Origin of the sequence: Acholeplasma laidlawii PG-8A (genome assembly GCF_000018785.1) — a bacterium.
GTDB classification, from domain to species: Bacteria; Bacillota_I; Bacilli_A; order Acholeplasmatales; family Acholeplasmataceae; genus Acholeplasma; species Acholeplasma laidlawii.
The window spans coordinates 1,324,330-1,341,116 of sequence record NC_010163.1; the positions used below are offsets into that span (position 1 = coordinate 1,324,330).

At 31.7% G+C, this 16,787-nt stretch carries 10 protein-coding genes and 4 tRNA genes; 5 read left to right on the plus strand and 9 right to left on the minus strand.

All coding sequences use genetic code 11. From position 1 onward, the window contains the following. Nucleotides 1–128: 128 nt before the first annotated feature. The 9 genes from ACL_RS06280 to ACL_RS06320 form a co-directional block, all read right to left on the minus strand. Nucleotides 129–3,122, minus strand: coding sequence for a type I restriction endonuclease subunit R (locus ACL_RS06280; protein WP_012243199.1), 2,994 nt, complete (start codon nt 3,120–3,122; stop codon nt 129–131). Nucleotides 3,123–3,126: 4 nt separating this feature from the next. After that, nucleotides 3,127–3,549: a hypothetical protein gene (locus tag ACL_RS06285; RefSeq protein WP_012243200.1), complete on the minus strand. Its 423-nt coding sequence runs from the start codon at nt 3,547–3,549 to the stop codon at nt 3,127–3,129. Next, nucleotides 3,550–4,863 (minus strand): restriction endonuclease subunit S, encoded by a 1,314-nt coding sequence (locus tag ACL_RS06290; RefSeq protein WP_012243201.1) that lies wholly within the window; start codon nt 4,861–4,863, stop codon nt 3,550–3,552. Then, nucleotides 4,856–6,637: a type I restriction-modification system subunit M gene (locus ACL_RS06295; protein WP_012243202.1), complete on the minus strand. Its 1,782-nt coding sequence runs from the start codon at nt 6,635–6,637 to the stop codon at nt 4,856–4,858. The genes ACL_RS06290 and ACL_RS06295 overlap by 8 nt, the downstream gene beginning before the upstream one ends. A 142-nt stretch (nt 6,638–6,779) precedes the next feature. Continuing rightward, nucleotides 6,780–7,301 carry a hypothetical protein gene (locus tag ACL_RS06300; protein WP_041634352.1) on the minus strand — a complete coding sequence of 174 codons (522 nt, stop codon included), beginning with the start codon at nt 7,299–7,301 and terminating at the stop codon, nt 6,780–6,782. Beyond that, nucleotides 7,301–8,980 carry an N-6 DNA methylase gene (locus tag ACL_RS06305; protein WP_012243204.1) on the minus strand — a complete coding sequence of 560 codons (1,680 nt, stop codon included), beginning with the start codon at nt 8,978–8,980 and terminating at the stop codon, nt 7,301–7,303. The genes ACL_RS06300 and ACL_RS06305 overlap by 1 nt, the downstream gene beginning before the upstream one ends. Before the next feature lie 149 nt (nt 8,981–9,129). Continuing rightward, nucleotides 9,130–9,214: transfer RNA gene (locus ACL_RS06310), tRNA-Leu, on the minus strand. Between the two features lie 27 nt (nt 9,215–9,241). Then, nucleotides 9,242–9,316, minus strand: a tRNA-Gln gene (locus tag ACL_RS06315). Nucleotides 9,317–9,339: 23 nt separating this feature from the next. Further along, nucleotides 9,340–9,415, minus strand: a tRNA-His gene (locus tag ACL_RS06320). A 130-nt stretch (nt 9,416–9,545) separates the two neighbouring features. Between ACL_RS06320 and ACL_RS06325 the strand changes: the two genes are divergently transcribed. The 5 genes from ACL_RS06325 (at nt 9,546) to ACL_RS06345 (ending at nt 16,714) form a co-directional block, all read left to right on the plus strand. After that, nucleotides 9,546–10,598 carry a hypothetical protein gene (locus ACL_RS06325; protein ID WP_012243205.1) on the plus strand — a complete coding sequence of 351 codons (1,053 nt, stop codon included), beginning with the start codon at nt 9,546–9,548 and terminating at the stop codon, nt 10,596–10,598. Between the two features lie 142 nt (nt 10,599–10,740). Next, on the plus strand, nt 10,741–11,436 hold the full coding sequence (locus ACL_RS07345) for a helix-turn-helix domain-containing protein (RefSeq protein ID WP_012243206.1): 696 nt from the start codon (nt 10,741–10,743) through the stop codon (nt 11,434–11,436). Between the two features lie 109 nt (nt 11,437–11,545). After that, nucleotides 11,546–11,620: transfer RNA gene (locus tag ACL_RS06335), tRNA-Trp, on the plus strand. Between the two features lie 301 nt (nt 11,621–11,921). Beyond that, nucleotides 11,922–14,558: a magnesium-translocating P-type ATPase gene (gene mgtA, locus ACL_RS06340; RefSeq protein WP_012243207.1), complete on the plus strand. Its 2,637-nt coding sequence runs from the start codon at nt 11,922–11,924 to the stop codon at nt 14,556–14,558. A 212-nt stretch (nt 14,559–14,770) separates the two neighbouring features. Continuing rightward, on the plus strand, nt 14,771–16,714 hold the full coding sequence (locus tag ACL_RS06345; RefSeq protein WP_041634359.1) for a glycosyl hydrolase family 18 protein: 1,944 nt from the start codon (nt 14,771–14,773) through the stop codon (nt 16,712–16,714). The last annotated feature ends 73 nt before the right edge of the window (nt 16,715–16,787 follow it).

The following is a 16,787-nucleotide window of genomic DNA, read 5'->3' on the forward strand; positions in this document are numbered from 1 at the left end:
CCCATTCTACCATAAAAGAAAAGCCGTTAACATACTTGTTTATGATGTTATCGGCTTACTGTATCTGTTTTACATTTGTTGATAGATTTTTGCATAATAATTTCTTTTAGAGTTAATCGCTAATATTATTATTTTCTAAGCTTTTTATAAAGTTCTTTAGCCATTGCATCCATTACTCTTTCGTAAAAGGATGTGTCTGTAAATAATTTTTCAAATGACTCGTGATTTTCTGTAAATAATCTTAAGGCTATATCCTTGAATTTATCAGGAAATAAACTCTTAATGAACATTTCTGGATTATTTTCTTTTGCGTATTGAGCATATTTTTTAACTTCTGGATCATTCATGAACATCTCAAAGATACCAGAAATAATGACTTTATCACTATCAGTGAATTGTCCCATATATTGCTCATTAACCTTATCAATGATACTTTGAAGAGTGTCTTTAGATTTAGGTTTTCTTTTTGCATCTACTGATTGCTCAGGTTTTAAATCAACTGATGTTTTTTCTAGTTCTATGCTTCCTTTATATGTCTCTTTAAGTTTGGCAAACTCTAGATTAATCTTGTCATCAATACTAATTTTTTCTGCAGTATCTTTAGGTAATAGATTGATTAGATAAGAAATGAACATAAACTCTTTAAAGAGTTCTTTATCATTAATTCTTACGATTTGGGTGATATATGAATAGGCATGATTGAATTTTCTTAATAGATCCCTATATTCATATTTTTGTTTTTCATCCAACTCAAGATACTGATCTATGACAGGTTTTAGTATACTTGTTACACGGCCAAGTGCTTTATCGTCTTGTTTCTTTGCTGCATCTATTTTGATTTTGGCAAAAAGATCCACATCTTGATCGTTATATAGCATATAACTGTGTATCTTAGTTCTTAAATCATAGACACGATTATAATCTGTTTGGCCATCTAAATAGGTTGTTTCAAAGAATGGTTGGAATGACTTTTTCATGTCTTCATGCGTGTTTACAAAATCCATGACAAAAGTGTCTACCTTACCTGGATATACGCGATTCATTCTAGAAAGCGTTTGAACAGCATTCACACCATGAAGTTTTTTATCAACATACATGGAATGTAGTAACGGTTCATCAAATCCTGTTTGATATTTATTTGCAACCACTAAGATATTGAATTTATCGCTTCTAAATGCTTTTCTGAGTTTCTTATCAGAATTAATATAATGACCTTCACTATCAATATTCATTTCAGCTTCTCTATATGATTTACCATCTAGCTTAACCTCTCCAGAAAATGCAACAAGTACCCCAATATTTGAAGTTATATCTGGATTATCTTTAATGTATTCTTGAATTGCATGATAATATCGGACAGCATTATGCCTTGAGTCAGCAACAACCATCGCTTTCGCTTTACCATCAATTCTAAATTGACCATTGTTTAAGAAGTTGTCCATAATAAGTTCGGTTTTCTTGTGAATGGTAAACCCATGTTCTTTATAATAGCGAACTAAGACTCTCTTAGCTTGTCCTTCGATAACTTCAGGATTGTCTCTTGTTGTTCTAACTATCTTAAATTGATCTTGAAGTGTTGTATAGTATTTTAAGACATCTAAAATAAATCCTTCTTCAATGGCTTGTCTCATAGAGTAAACATGAAATGGTTCATGTTTTCCAGTGGATGGATTTCTTCTGCCAAAAAGTTCAATTGTCTTATTTTTAGGCGTTGCAGTGAATGCAAAGAAAGATTGATTACTGTGTTGTCCTTGGGCTAATACTTCTGCAACAAGTTCATCCGTATCATCGACTTCATCTTCTTCGATACCTTCCATCTCTGCATACTCTTTAATTGCAACTTTCTTATCAATCAGTGCCCTTCTTAAGGTCTTAGCACTTGCACCAGTTTGACCTTGATGCGCTTCATCCACGATAATCGCAAACTTTCTACCTTCCATTTCATCGAAATCTTTATAGGCAAACAAGAATTTTTGAATGGTACAAATAATAATACGTTTCTTATCGTTAATTGCTTCCGTAAGGCCTCTTGAACGCTTTTTATCATCAATTGCTTCAACTAATCCAGCTCTATGCTCAAAGCCGTTAATCGTATCTTGTAGTTGTGAATCAAGTACTACACGGTCAGTAACAATGATAACTGAATCAAATATTGGTTTATCATCTATATCATGGACAGATGCCAATCTATATGCAATCCAAGCGATAGAATTTGATTTACCGGATCCCGCACTATGTTCAATTAAATATTTTTGACCTACACCATTATCTTTAACGTCCGATAATACTTTCTTAACGACATCATACTGATGATATCTAGGAAATATTATTTTCTTTGAGTCTTTAGGATTAGAAATAAAACGATGAAGTATGTCTATGATGGAATTTTTAGATAGTACATCTTCCCATAGATATGATGTGGTATAACCATAAGGGTTTTGCGGATTACCAGCGCCACCACTGACACCAGAACCATTAGATCCTTGATTGAAAGGTAAGAAATGTGTATCAGCACCTTTAAGTTCTGTCGTCATCCATGTTTCATATAGGTCTACAGCAAAATAAACCAATATTCTATGATTGAATCTGAATATCAGTTCTTTTGGATCGCGATTGTAACGCCATTGGTGCATCGCATTTCTATAATCTTGTCCCTTTAATTGGTTTTTAAGTTCGATTGCAATAAAAGGAATACCATTAATGGATAGGACCATATCAATCGTATTGTTATTGAAAGGTGAATATGCAAATTGTCTTGTTACACCTAATATGTTACCTTCATAACGTTCAACCAAAGTTGGATTCAACTCTGATTCAGGTTTAAAGAAACAGATAAAAAGGTCTATCCCCATATCTTTTATGCCATTTCTTAATACATGAAGAAGCCCGTGATGACTAATAGAATCTTCTAGTCTGCGATATAGTTTATTAGGTGCTTCATCACCATAATACTTTTCATATCGTTCCCATGATTTACTTTGAGTCTTTTTAATAAACTCTACAAGGATATCTAGATAAATACCTTTTGATACATCATATCCTTGCATAGAAAGTTTTCTATACTCTTGATTAATCAAATGAGACTCTATATCCTCTTCAAACCTTTTTTCATTATCTTTCATAGATTCACCCCTTTAAAGTGTTTCTTTTCTTTACTAAAAATAATATTGTGAAAATCGTAATGATAGTTATCCCTAAAATACTCCAAGAAATTATGATGATATGTTCTTGTAAAAACATAATGAGTGCACTCAATGCAAATCCAATCATCGTTGAAACTACAAAATAAACATATTTCATTGCATCTGAATTAAATAGTCCGATTGAATTAAATATAATCCCAACCAAAGCATAAGACAGTATGAATGTCAGTGATTTAACAATGATTTCAATTGATGGAGATAATCCAAAATCAGTTAAACTTAATTGAAATATCCATAGAGTCAGTTTAATGAATTCACTAGTCAAATCTAGTAGGACCGAGAATACTCCAGTAGCAATTAGTATCAATAATATAATTCCACCAATCATTGACCTTACATCTCTCATTTATGAAACTTCTTTCTTTCCTGTTACGTATTCGTAGATGAGGGATTTTTTATAATTATACAGTTCATCTATTTTTTTATTTTTTAGTTCAATAAGTTCATCAAGCCTTAAAACTTTATTGTCTAAATACTTAATTATTTTATTTTGATCATCTATAGGGGGTAATACAAACCTTAAGCCTCTTATAATTGTCATTGAAATATTCGGTTGTGCAGTAGCCTTTAAGTATTGATCTTTTTCGAAATTTGCTGCATTACTCATCAAGTAATATAACAAATATCTTAATGATATTCTATCTTCATGTGACTTTAAAATTTCAATTTTCGCCACATTTGGTGCTAATTGATGCAGTTTTTCTTCATTAAAAATAGCAACTTCGCCTACACCTGCTCCAATAAAAGTCATCAATATACATGGCTTATCTAAATTAGATCTTACCAATTTTCTGGCAGTATCATTATTTATATATCCAGTAAAATCTTTAATAAATTTATCGTTTTTTATATTTTGAGCTCTAACAATCGGAATATCATCAAATTCATTTATGTTCTTACTAAGAATCTCAGTAAATTCAAAACCAGCTAGTTTAGTTACAAATGTATGCCGAGAAATTAATGATACATCATAATTTTTAGGGATTAATCCTATCCATTTGACATTACTATCTTTAAATTCTACATTTGGGTTTAAACCTTTAGTAACAACCTCACTAATAAGTGATTGCTTGTACTCTTTGAGTTTTTCGATTTGTTGCTTTTGATTATCTATCAATTTATTAATTATCAATGTTTTATTGCCTACATATAAGCTTATTCTAATTTGATTATTTAACTCAGGGATAATCAAAGGTAAATTATTAACTATATCTGCATTTAAATTACTTTGGGTTGTTCCATTAGAAAAGTAGAAAATATTTTCTTTAGCTATCATAAGAAGAAATTTCAAGTAGTTTTTATCAATAGAAATTCCCATTTTAGGTATTAATGCTAAAATTGCTTGGCTAATTGTAGCCTTTGTTTTCAACTCAGAAACCGAACCTAAAGATGCATAAATAGAGTACAAGATTGTTCCTGATTTAAGAATTTTTAAGTTTTTGTTTTTAATTCCTTTATCAGTCAGCTTTTTAGTCGTGTCAGTTATATACTCTGTATTAGTCATGTCAGATATGTTGACAAAACAAACACCTTCTTCTGCATAGTTACTATCTACTGATGATAAAGGAGTTCCACCGCTATATAGTTCATAAAAATGCTTGATTTTCATTTTCTTCCAGTTATCCGGAACGACACCATAAATATAATTTACATCATTCATTTCCAAATAACTCCTTCATCAGTTGTGTCTCTTCTTCTTCAAGTTGTTTAATCTCAGCGAATATATCTGAGGAGGCCTTTGGAGGAATAAACTTATAAAACAGTCTTGTAAATGGTATTTCATAACCGACTTTGTCTTTGCTTCGATCCATCCAAGCTGATGAATTATAAGGTAATACATTATCTTTAAAGAAAGCTTCGATATTTTCTTGTAATGGTACCAATTCAGTATCACGTTTCTTAGAGTCTGCTTGAAGTTTTCCTTTTTTAAGAATTGGTTTACCATTTTCATCTGTAATTGGTGATTCAACAGTTACTTTTGTGTACCCAAAGAAATCATTATCAAAGATTTTTGATTCAACAACTAAGTCATTTTCTTCATATTTTACTTCTTTGAAATCTAAATAGGCTTTAGTAATTAAGTCAATTGATGTATCATCTAGGTCAACACGCTTCTTACCAATGTTTTTTCTTCTTTTCACATAGCAATTAGAAGCATCAATGAGTTGAATTTTTCCTAATCGTTCTTTATTTTTATTTTTAGAAACTATCCAAACATATGTTGATATACCAGTATTGTAGAAAAGGTCAGTTGGTAATTGAATAATTGCTTCTAACAAATCACTTTCAATTAAGTATTTTCTAATTTCACTCGGACCACTACCAGCATCTCCAGTAAAGAGTGAAGACCCGTTTTGAATGATTGCCATTCTACCAGAACCTTCTTTTAATTTCTTTACACCATTAAGTAGGAAGAGCATTTGTCCATCACTAATTGCAGGCAACCCTGGTCCAAATCTGCCATCATAACCTAATTTAGCATATTCTTGTTTGACTTGTTTTTCTTCAAGCTTCCAATCAATACCAAACGGTGGATTAGAAATGATATAGTCAAATTCATAATTTGAAAATTGATCGTCACTTAGTGTATCGCCAAACTTCATGTTTTGAGCGTTTCCACCTTTGATGAGCATATCGGCTTTTGCGATTGCATAGGTTTCTGGATTAAACTCTTGACCAAATAGAGATAACTTTGAATCGAAGTTAATCTCTTTCATTTTCTCATCAAGACAACCTAACATCTGTGATGTTCCCATAGCCATGTCATATGCAGTTTTAACGACACCATTTTGTTTAATATGTTCTTTTTCGTTTGCAACTAATAACTCAGCCATCAAATAAATGATGTCTCTTGAAGTAAAGTGAGCCCCTGCTTGTTCATCATAGGATTCAGAGAACTTACGGATAAGTTCTTCAAAAATATAGCCCATGTCCATGGAGGTGATTTTATCCGGATGCATATCAGCTTTCTTAGAATTAAACTCCTGTATAACAACATAAAGGACATTCCCTTTATGCATTGTTTCTAGGACTTGTTCAAATTTAAAGTTGGAAATAATATCTTTTACGTTATCAGAGAATCCTTTTAAGTATGTATCAAAATTAGATGCGATGTTATCTGGATCAGCTAAAAGGTTTTCAAATGTAAATGGGCTAACATTATAAAAGTCATATCCAGTAGTTTTGCATATTAATCCATCTTTAATTGCATCAATCGTTTTTTGTTCATTTAATTTCTTATTGAGTGATAAAACTTCCTGTTTCGTTTCTTTTAAAGCGTCATCAAATCTTTTTAGTACCGTCATCGGTAAGATAACCTTACCGTACTCATGTGGCTTAAATAATCCAACAAGATGATTAGCGATTGCCCAAATTAGATTTGCTTTCTCTTGAATATTGGTTGTAGTTAATTTACCTATCTCTGCAGTTGTCATATTATCTCTTCTTTCTTATTTCATTAGCAATACAAAAATCGATCTTCATATTAAAAAAATTATAACATATTTTAGCAACTTTTAACTTTGATTGTTTATTAAACAATATCATTCTTCCATTTTTATAAAACCTATTAATAGTCTAATATTCATCTAAAGCATCGAAATAGCGTGTTGATATAATGGCTTTTTCGAAGTTTGTTTTAGTAATTTTTAATTTGTTATTTGCTTCTAAAAATTGTACACGTGGATACTCTGATGGATTACTTTTTATTGTAGCTATAAGACTAGAATTATCACCCATACCTGTTTGACTATGCGGAATAGGTCCAATTAGTAGATCTGAATACTTTGTTGAAAACCTAAGTGTATCAACCGGGTATCTCTTGAGTTCTGAATAGTCATCAATAAACTCAACATTATTTAGATTAATATCTAGTCTAGTTAATACTCCTTGGAAGTCCTTTTTCTTTCCCGCTAATGATCCAAATACTAGGATTTTCATTAGTCTCGTGTTTACAGAAATGCTTGTTTCCTCAAATACAATACCATATCGTTCTAAAATCTCTTCAATTAATCCATCTTCATTAGCACGGTCAACTTCACTTGATATTTTTCTAATAATTTTTTGTTTTATCTCGGATAACTGCTTTGCATTATACACTAAGATAGTACCTCCTCTATTTCTTCATAATAGAAGTTTTTGAGTTCGTCTTCTATCTTTAGGATTTCTGCCTTAAGTGCCATTAAAGAAGATAGTTTTCTATTATATTTTTTAGATATATTATATTGAACATCTAGTTGAGGTAGTGGGATAATTATATTCGAAAGTTCTGTAGCGTTAATTGTAATTATCGATATACCTTTTTGAATACTCTTTAATAATAATTGTCCTTGATCTGATTCTAAGAAAACCTTAAGAAATGTTGGATTCAATTTACTCTTGTCAACACGAGCAATGATCATACCACCAGTTACAATAATTTTATCCTTTGGTTCAAAATCGATGACTGCTATTTTAACCTTAGATGATTTGCTTGTTATAATGACATCCTCATATTCCAAAGCAAATTTATCTAACTTACCATCTTTATTATCGATATTTTGTAGATTTGATTCATCAATGAGTCCGTCTTGTATATCACTAGATGTAAGCAATTTATAACCTGTATTTTCATCAGTTAATGCTTCTTGAAAGTTTCTAACTGTGTATTGTGAGCCTGTAAAAACATGTGCAACCTCACTCAATTTAACACCATTTATTGGTGAATCTATTGTTAATAGTGCTGTCGAAGGAATCCAATTAGATAAATCTGTTAATTCTGAAATATCTTTTTTAGCTACATCATTTCCATAATAGAAATCTATTATTTGTTTTACATCTACTTTAATAGGTCCATTAAACTTTCTTTTTGATGAGAACATACTCGCATCAAATAGACGAACATTCTTATTATTTTTACTAAAGATAAGTAAGAATAACTTGATCGATGTATTATCGACAATTCCTTGTGGTAACTCAATGATACCTTCAAGCATGCCACTCTTTAGTATTTCATTTCGATAGTCTCTATCAACTGCACTAAATAATGTACGACCAGTAACAAGCGCTACCGCTCTAGCGTCTTCACCTTTTAAATTGCTTAATAATTTATCAATAAATATCCATTCAACAGAGTTTCGAGTGGATAGAACAATATTTTTAAAAATAGAAATATAGTTTAGATCATTACCCATTAACTTCATACCTAAAGGTGGATAGACAAACCCTTTATTATAAGTTAGTTCGTATTTATCGGTTAGGATATTAGCATAGTTAATCTTACTCTTTACCGAAGAATCAAAGGTGAATATTTCTAGTACCATCTTAGAAAGTGCATGTTGATTATAGTTAATTTCCACACCATATAAAGCAGACAACTCAATTGAACGTTCCTGAGCTAAATTCAATGTACCAATTAAAAAACCACCTAATCCACTACCTAAATCAAAAAGTGAATCACCATTTGATAGTTCAAGTAACTCTGAAGCTAATGCTAACAGATTATCATTCGAATTATCCATAAATCTCTGTTTTATAAATAGAGAACTAGAAACGAATCCTTTTATTTCATCGAAACTTAAGTCCAAAAACATATTTTCTAAATCAAATTTTAGGTCACTTGGTATTCTTTCTAATGATTCTCCAGCAATGTTAAGTAATTCTGTTTCATTTCCCGGTATTAAATCATTACTATTGCAATAATCATATGCAAATGAAATAACAAATTCAACCACCATTTCTTCAGGCACACGTCCTCTGACTCTGTTTGCAAATTCCCATACTAAATTTTTATTTTCCATAACTACCTCTCACTTTCATAATTTAAGTTTACACAAACGTAATTCAAAAGTCAAGCGCTTTTTTAAGTTTGTTAAAACGTAATGATAAATAGCGCCCGAAATACAAAAAAGGTCTGATACAAATTGTATCAAACCATTTCAATTCAATATGGTGCGGGTGACAGGACTTGAACCTGCATGCCGTAAAGCGCTAGATCCTAAGTCTAGTGCGTCTGCCAATTTCGCCACACCCGCATGGATAGTGGACTTTCTTTATAAAAATGGCAGGCCCAGCAGGATTTGAACCTACGAGTGACGGAGTCAAAGTCCGTTGCCTTACCGCTTGGCTATGGGCCTACATTTTATTTAATTCGCAATTATGGGGCGGCCGAGGGGAATTGAACCCCCGAGTGTCGGCGCCACAAGCCGATGCGTTAACCACTTCGCCACAACCGCCATACTTTGCGCAAGTATTATTATACCAACTTATTTTATTTTGTAAAGTTAAAATTTCGGAAAAATAAGTTTTTTATATCCTTTACAAGATATATTTGATATTATATAAAAGAAAGGAAGTAATTGCAAGATGAAATGGATTGGAAGAATACTATATATTTTATTTGTTTTAATCGTAATTGGCTTTATTGAACTAATCGGTGGCGGTGTACAAGGTATCCGTGTATCAGAGTATATCTACAATAATGTAACAAAAAACGCTATAGATAATGAAAATTACGATATGTTTGAGGGTTTAGGCCACTTAAACGCTGTTTCAAACACTTACTACTCAAAAGATCAAATTAAAACATTAGATGGTCAAAACTTCTATGATACGACTACAGAATCAATTGATGAAAAATATCAAGTAAAACTTGGTATGTACCCACATGCAGTAGTCCACAAAAACCCACAATTTGATTTATACAGTGATGGCTTCTTTGTTTTACTTGAAGATTTTTCAGATGATGTTGCATATTATAGTTTAGAAGTTACTGCATACTATGCACAAGACCCTGAGAAAAAACAAATTGTTTTAAAAGATAAAAATTATTTAAATATCTATTCTGACATAAGAGCATCAAACGCAAATAGAGCATCATTTAGAGTAGCTCTAATTGCTAATAATAGTTTTGCAAATCACATTTTAGAAACAAACAAAGATTATACCTTCCCAGAAGGATATAACTTTGAATACCACATTCAAGCAATCGATGTGTTTGCAACAATCATTGATCCTGAAAAACCAGATACTCCAGAACGTGTACATGTCTACAGAATTACTGATGGTACTACCTTCGCTTCTGGTACACCAATGGTAACTCATACGAACCTTAACCTAGCACCTGAAAACTATAACTTCTCAAGAGGAATGAATGGTGTAGAACCAACAGCTGATAATAACCCACACAACTTAGTGCTTGATTATCACCCAGCAGACTTATCACCATATAACTTTGCTTACTGGATTGTATATTCAATCTACTTCTTATTATTTGTTGTAGTACCTTACTTCTGGTTTGTTCATAAATATGTTATGAAAGCTATTAGAAAAAATAAGGCCGATGATGAGCCAAAAGGCAAAATAAGAAAACCACAACCTCAACTATTTAGTGACGTTGAACCTAAGAGCGATAAATAATCGCTCTTTTTTTTATTTTTCCATTAAATATGATGTAAACATATGCGATGCAACCAAAAGTTTACATCATATTACCTTAAAGTTGGTGGTATTGATATTTAGATTTGCTAAAATATAAGTAACATTTATTAGGAGGATTCATATGACTACAGGTCAAAGACTTGCAAAACTAAGAAAAGATCACAATTATACTCAAGAGGAGTTAGGTGAGTTACTAGATGTATCTAGACAATCTATATCCAAATGGGAATCTGATCAAGCATTTCCAGAAACACAAAAATTAATAGAGTTATCCAAACTCTATCAGACTTCAGTAGATTATCTACTTGGCAATGAAAACGAACATACACAATCCAATATAGGTGATTCTACTCATACCAATGAACCATTTAAAATGACACCTAAGTTATTTACAATGATTTGGGGTGTCACATATTTTGTAGTGATGTTACTTCTATATGCAGTACCCATATTAAAAGTTACAATCACTACAGATCCGTTCTTTGGTAACATTGGTTTTACACTCAATATCACCAGTTATGACTTACTTAAAAACGGACCTGGTGATTACGGCAACTTCTTAGTATATTTGGGTTTGTTTGCTTTAATTGCATTTACTGCACTATCTGTCTTTATCTTTTTTACAAATCATCAAAGACTTTATAAGATACGCCGAATTATCTCAATCACTGAAGTAATTATATGGGCTATATTTACAGTATCCTTTATAGAAAGTATTCAATTAGGGATCATATTTATTATCTTACTTACTATAATTAACCTAATATTACTATTTAAAGTCAAAAATAATCTAATTTCTACACCTATAAGCGCTTAATAACAGCCTAAAACACCATAATTTAATAAAATTAAGTTTTCAATGATATGATTTGTTCATTTTCAATTGAAAACTTAATTTTGTTATGCTATACTAATAAGGCGTGAACGGGGGCATGGTGTCAACGGTAGCACACAGGTCTCCAAAACCTTTAGTGTGGGTTCGAATCCTGCTGCCCTCGCCATCTAATAATAAGCAATGTTGCATACGATGCAGCATTTTTTTTATACACTCGACTATAATTGCTCTTCTTGCAATAATAGTCTAATTAGGTTTTTAGTCTAAATCATGCTATAATGAAAAAAGAAAGAGGTGAACAACTATGGAAGATTCTCAGAGTAGGTATTACAAAGTGCATAATTTCAATAAATACGGCTTAATTAAGCAAGAGAATTTTTATGGTTGAAAACTATATCTTTTTCTATGTTTAATTAACGCCTAGAGGGCGTTTTTTTTATGCCCAAACATTAAGGGAGGTTTTAAACATGAAAAAAGAAAAAACATTTAACACAGTAAACACGACTTCTAGTTTAGAAGATAAGTTAATACAAAACGCACACATAGATAAACAATCTCTATTTAACAAATACAACACAAGTCAAAACGGGCTTTCAACTGATGAAAGTATATTAAGATTTGAAACATACGGGAAAAATGTTATCACATCTAAACAAAAGGATTCTAAATTTAGAAGACTACTCTCATCTATTGTAAATCCATTTAACTTGATATTGATTGCTATTGCAATTATTACTTTCTTAACAGATGTTATTTTTGTAAAGGGTAACCCTGATTTTTTAACTGTTATTATTATCTTTATACTCGTAACAGTATCTAGTTCTATTTCATTTATGCAAAGCGAGAAATCCCGTAATGCAGTTGAAGAACTCACAAATCTTGTAACAAACAATTCAAATATACTGCGAGATGGAAAATGGATAGAAATACCTATTGAAAATATAGTACCTGGAGATATCATAAAACTAGCTGCAGGTGATATGATACCTGCAGATATTAGATTTCTAACTACAAAGGATACCTTTGTTGCACAATCTGCACTAACAGGGGAATCACACCCTGTTGAAAAATTTAGTAACATAAGTTCAAAAGATATAGACATTATCACCGATTTAGATAACATTGGCTTTATGGGATCTAATATATTAAGTGGCAGTGCAACTGCACTTGTCATCTCAACAGGTAATCACACCTACTTTGGATCTATGGCAAAAACATTATCTGGTGATAATGCCACAAAGAGTTTTGAACGAGGCGTTTCTTCAATTAGTAGACTTTTAATAAGCTTAACTCTTATAATGGTACCCATGGTGTTTTTAATTAACGGAATTATTAAACAAGACTGGCTTCAATCATTAATGTTTGCTATTAGTATAGCAGTTGGATTAACACCTGAAATGTTGCCTGTTATCATGACAACAACACTTGCTAAGGGTGCTGTTAGCATGTCAAAACATAAAGTCGTTGTGAAAAATCTTGGGACTATCCAAACATTTGGTGAAATGGACATCTTATGTACAGACAAGACAGGAACATTAACAGAAGATAAAATCGTATTAGAAAAATATATGAATCTTCACGGTGAAGATGATGATAGAGTGCTTCGTCATGCTTTCTTAAACAGTTATTTTCAAACTGGACTTAAAAATCTAATTGACCTTGCGATTATAAACCGTGCTACAAAAAAAGATCTAAAACCATTGACTACACGCTATGAAAAAATAGATGAAATTCCATTTGATTTTTCACGAAGAAGAATGAGTGTAGTATTAATTGATAAAGATAATAAACGTCAACTTATCACCAAAGGTGCAGTTGAAGAGATGCTTGAAATTTCTAAATTTGTTGAAATCAATGGCCAAGTATTAGAATTAACTGATGCATATAAGAAATTTGCAATGGCTACATATGAAAAATACAACAAAGAAGGCTTAAGAATTATTGCAGTTGCACAAAAAAATGAAGTTCCAAAAGAACATATCTTTAGTGTAAAAGATGAATCTAATATGGTACTAATTGGTTTTGTAGGGTTTTTAGATCCACCTAAAAAAAGTGCTTCTATTGCGATTAACAAACTTAGAGATCACGGAGTTAGAACAATCGTTCTAACTGGTGATAGCGAAGGTGTTACAGCAAAAGTTTGTAAAGAAATCGGAATTAGCATTGATCATATAATTTCAGGTAATGAAGTTGATTCACTAAGTGATCAAGATTTAAAAGAAAAACTTAAAATATGTAACATATTTGCAAAATTATCACCTAATCAAAAACAAAGAATTGTGAAGTTATTACAAGAAGAGGGACATACAGTCGGATTTTTAGGTGATGGTATTAATGATGCTCCAGCACTTCACCAAGCTGATGTTGGTATTTCAGTAGATTCTGCTGTTGATATTGCAAAAGAAACTGCAGATATCGTACTACTAGAAAAAGATTTAGTAGTACTAGAAGAAGGCGTTCTTGAAGGTAGAAAAACTTTTGGTAATATTATGAAATATATCAAAATGGCTACCAGTGGAAATTTCGGTAACATGATATCTGTAATTGTTGCAAGTATATTTCTTCCATTCTTACCTATGCTACCAGTCCAACTCTTGGCACAAAACTTACTCAATGATTTTTCACAAGTAGGTATGGCTTTTGACAACGTTGATAAGGAATATATCTATAAACCCCATAAATGGAATTCAAAAAGTGTATTAAGATTTACTTTAGTTATGGGACCACTAAGTTCTATTTTCGATATCTTATGCTTTTCTATCCTATGGTGGGTAATCGGAACCAACACTGTACAAATGGCACCATTATTCCAAGCTGGATGGTTTGTATTTGGGACAGTCTCACAAATCTTAGTTATTTATGTAATTAGAACTCAAAAGTTATCCATTATTGAAAGTAGACCATCTAAAATATTATTTATCTCAACTTTATTTGTGGCATTAATTGCTATAGTTATAGGATTTACTGACATTGGTGTAGCAATTGATATTGACAGACTTCCTATAAGTTTTATATTATGGTTATCTATATTATCATTAGCATATATGATAAGTGCTGAACTTGTCAAAAAGATATATCTAAGAAGGTATAACGAATGGATCTAAGAGTTAATAAGATTTGAATTAAATTTTACTTTTCATCAACAATAAATACTGTGACTTATGAAGTATTAAAGTCACAGTATTTTTTTATACCCCTTGAAAAGTGTAATTATTTATATAATTTGAATAAATCTTTCATATTTATTCATATTTTCTATAGATGTTGTAAAATAACAATGAAAACGTATACACTTATGAATAAGGATGATGATTTAATGAAAAAAATACTATTAATGTTACTCACCACTTTAATTTCTATATATTTGGTAGCTTGTATACCAAAAGCACAAGCCTTTGACGTCTTATTTGACGTAAATGGAGGCTTTTGGCATAAAGATGAACTTGCTACCACACGCCCAGATGCAACTGTCACAATCAGGGATTTTGATAACTATTTAGGGGATAATACAAACTTTACTCTGTTTTCTCCTACTGATATAGGTTTAAGATGGCATTATAAAATATTTATACAATATAATGCTGATTTAGAAACCTATGTAGTTGTTTATAGCGATCCTTATACTGCTTCTGTTGATCGCCTAGATTTACCAGATTATGACTACATCATCGGAGTGCATTACCATAATTCTGTTATCGAATCTGACCCAGTATTTATAAATCTATTTACAGATGGTGTGGGAACTCCACTCATCTTTAATAAAGATATTACAGTACCTCAAGAAAGTGTTGAGTTTAAAGTATATCCTAAAAATCCGGATGCTAGTAGTTTTAAATTACTATCAGATGAGATTAATGAACTACCAACCCCTGTAAGACCTGATTTTGATTTTAAAGGTTGGTATGTCGAAGATAACCTTATTACAAAAGCTAAAGATATTAAATTAAAGTCAGGTGATACCATGACAACACTTACTGCACACTGGGAAAGTTACTCCCTTGAATCCTTAGAAGCTTTACTTGATAATCTAATTCCTGATCATGTAACAGATAGTTTAGCACTACCAGTTACATATAGTGGTTATACTTTAACTTGGGAAACTTCACATCCATTAGTAATTAGCACGACTGGTAAATTCCATGCAGCCTATGAACCTACTACTGTCACATTAACTGCACATATTACATCATTAGACAATACAACAGTCATTCGTACCTTTAATGTCACAGTACCTAACAAGAAACCTTTAACACTTCCAATAGCATCTAGCTATATTTGGAGAAACTACGCACTTGTAGATGAGCGTTTCTTCCAAACACTTGATATCATTAATACCGCATTTATAACAGCAGATGCAAATGGTAACTTCTCTGGCACTGCTCAATTAAGTGATATTGAAACTTATATACTACCTAAATCAAAAATTTATAACAACTGGGTTGTCTTTTCTGTAGCACCAGAATCTAGATGGTCTGAAATTGCTATGAGTGCTACAAAAATAGAAAACTTTGCTAATAACATCGTAGACATCATCAATACCTATGGTTTTGATGGTGTAGATATTGACTGGGAAACACCAAGATCTGGTGAAGAAGTTAGATATTCCAATATGATGAAAGTGATTTATGAAAAGGTTAAAGCCAATAACCCAAATCACTTAGTAACTACTGCAATTACTGGTGGTCGCTGGCAACCACCAATGTATAACTTAACTGTCTCAAATCAGTATCTAGATTTCATTAACGTCATGACCTATTCAATGTCAAGTTCAGGTGGCAGTTATCAAAATGCACTACACCCAAGAAGCGGTGTACATAATACAGAATTTAATGCAGGTCGTACACCTGCAACTGCAACAATTTCAGAATCAGTACCAATATTTAATGGTTATGGTGTGCCAAACTCTAAATTAATCTTTGGCTTAGCTTTTTATGGTGTACGTCAACAAAGAACATATAATACTTCAACAAATACTTGGTCAAATTGGACTGCAACATCCCCAAGTGTCTTCTTCCCTGAAATTCAATCAAGCTATTTAAACAATCCTGACTACTTATACTTCTTTGATAATGAAGCAGGTGTACCTTACCTTGTTAAAAAAGATGGCACCATCTTTATTAGCTATGATAATGAACGTTCAATCAGACTCAAATCAGAGTATGTGATTGAACATGGTTTAGGTGGTTTAATGTTTTGGGAATATGGTGCAGACACCTCTGGAACACTACTTCAACAAATGCGTACTAGCCTAAATAAATAAGAAATAATCCATCCCTTTTTCCCTATATGAAAAAGGGATTTTCTTACGTCATTTTTACACAAAAATTTATTAT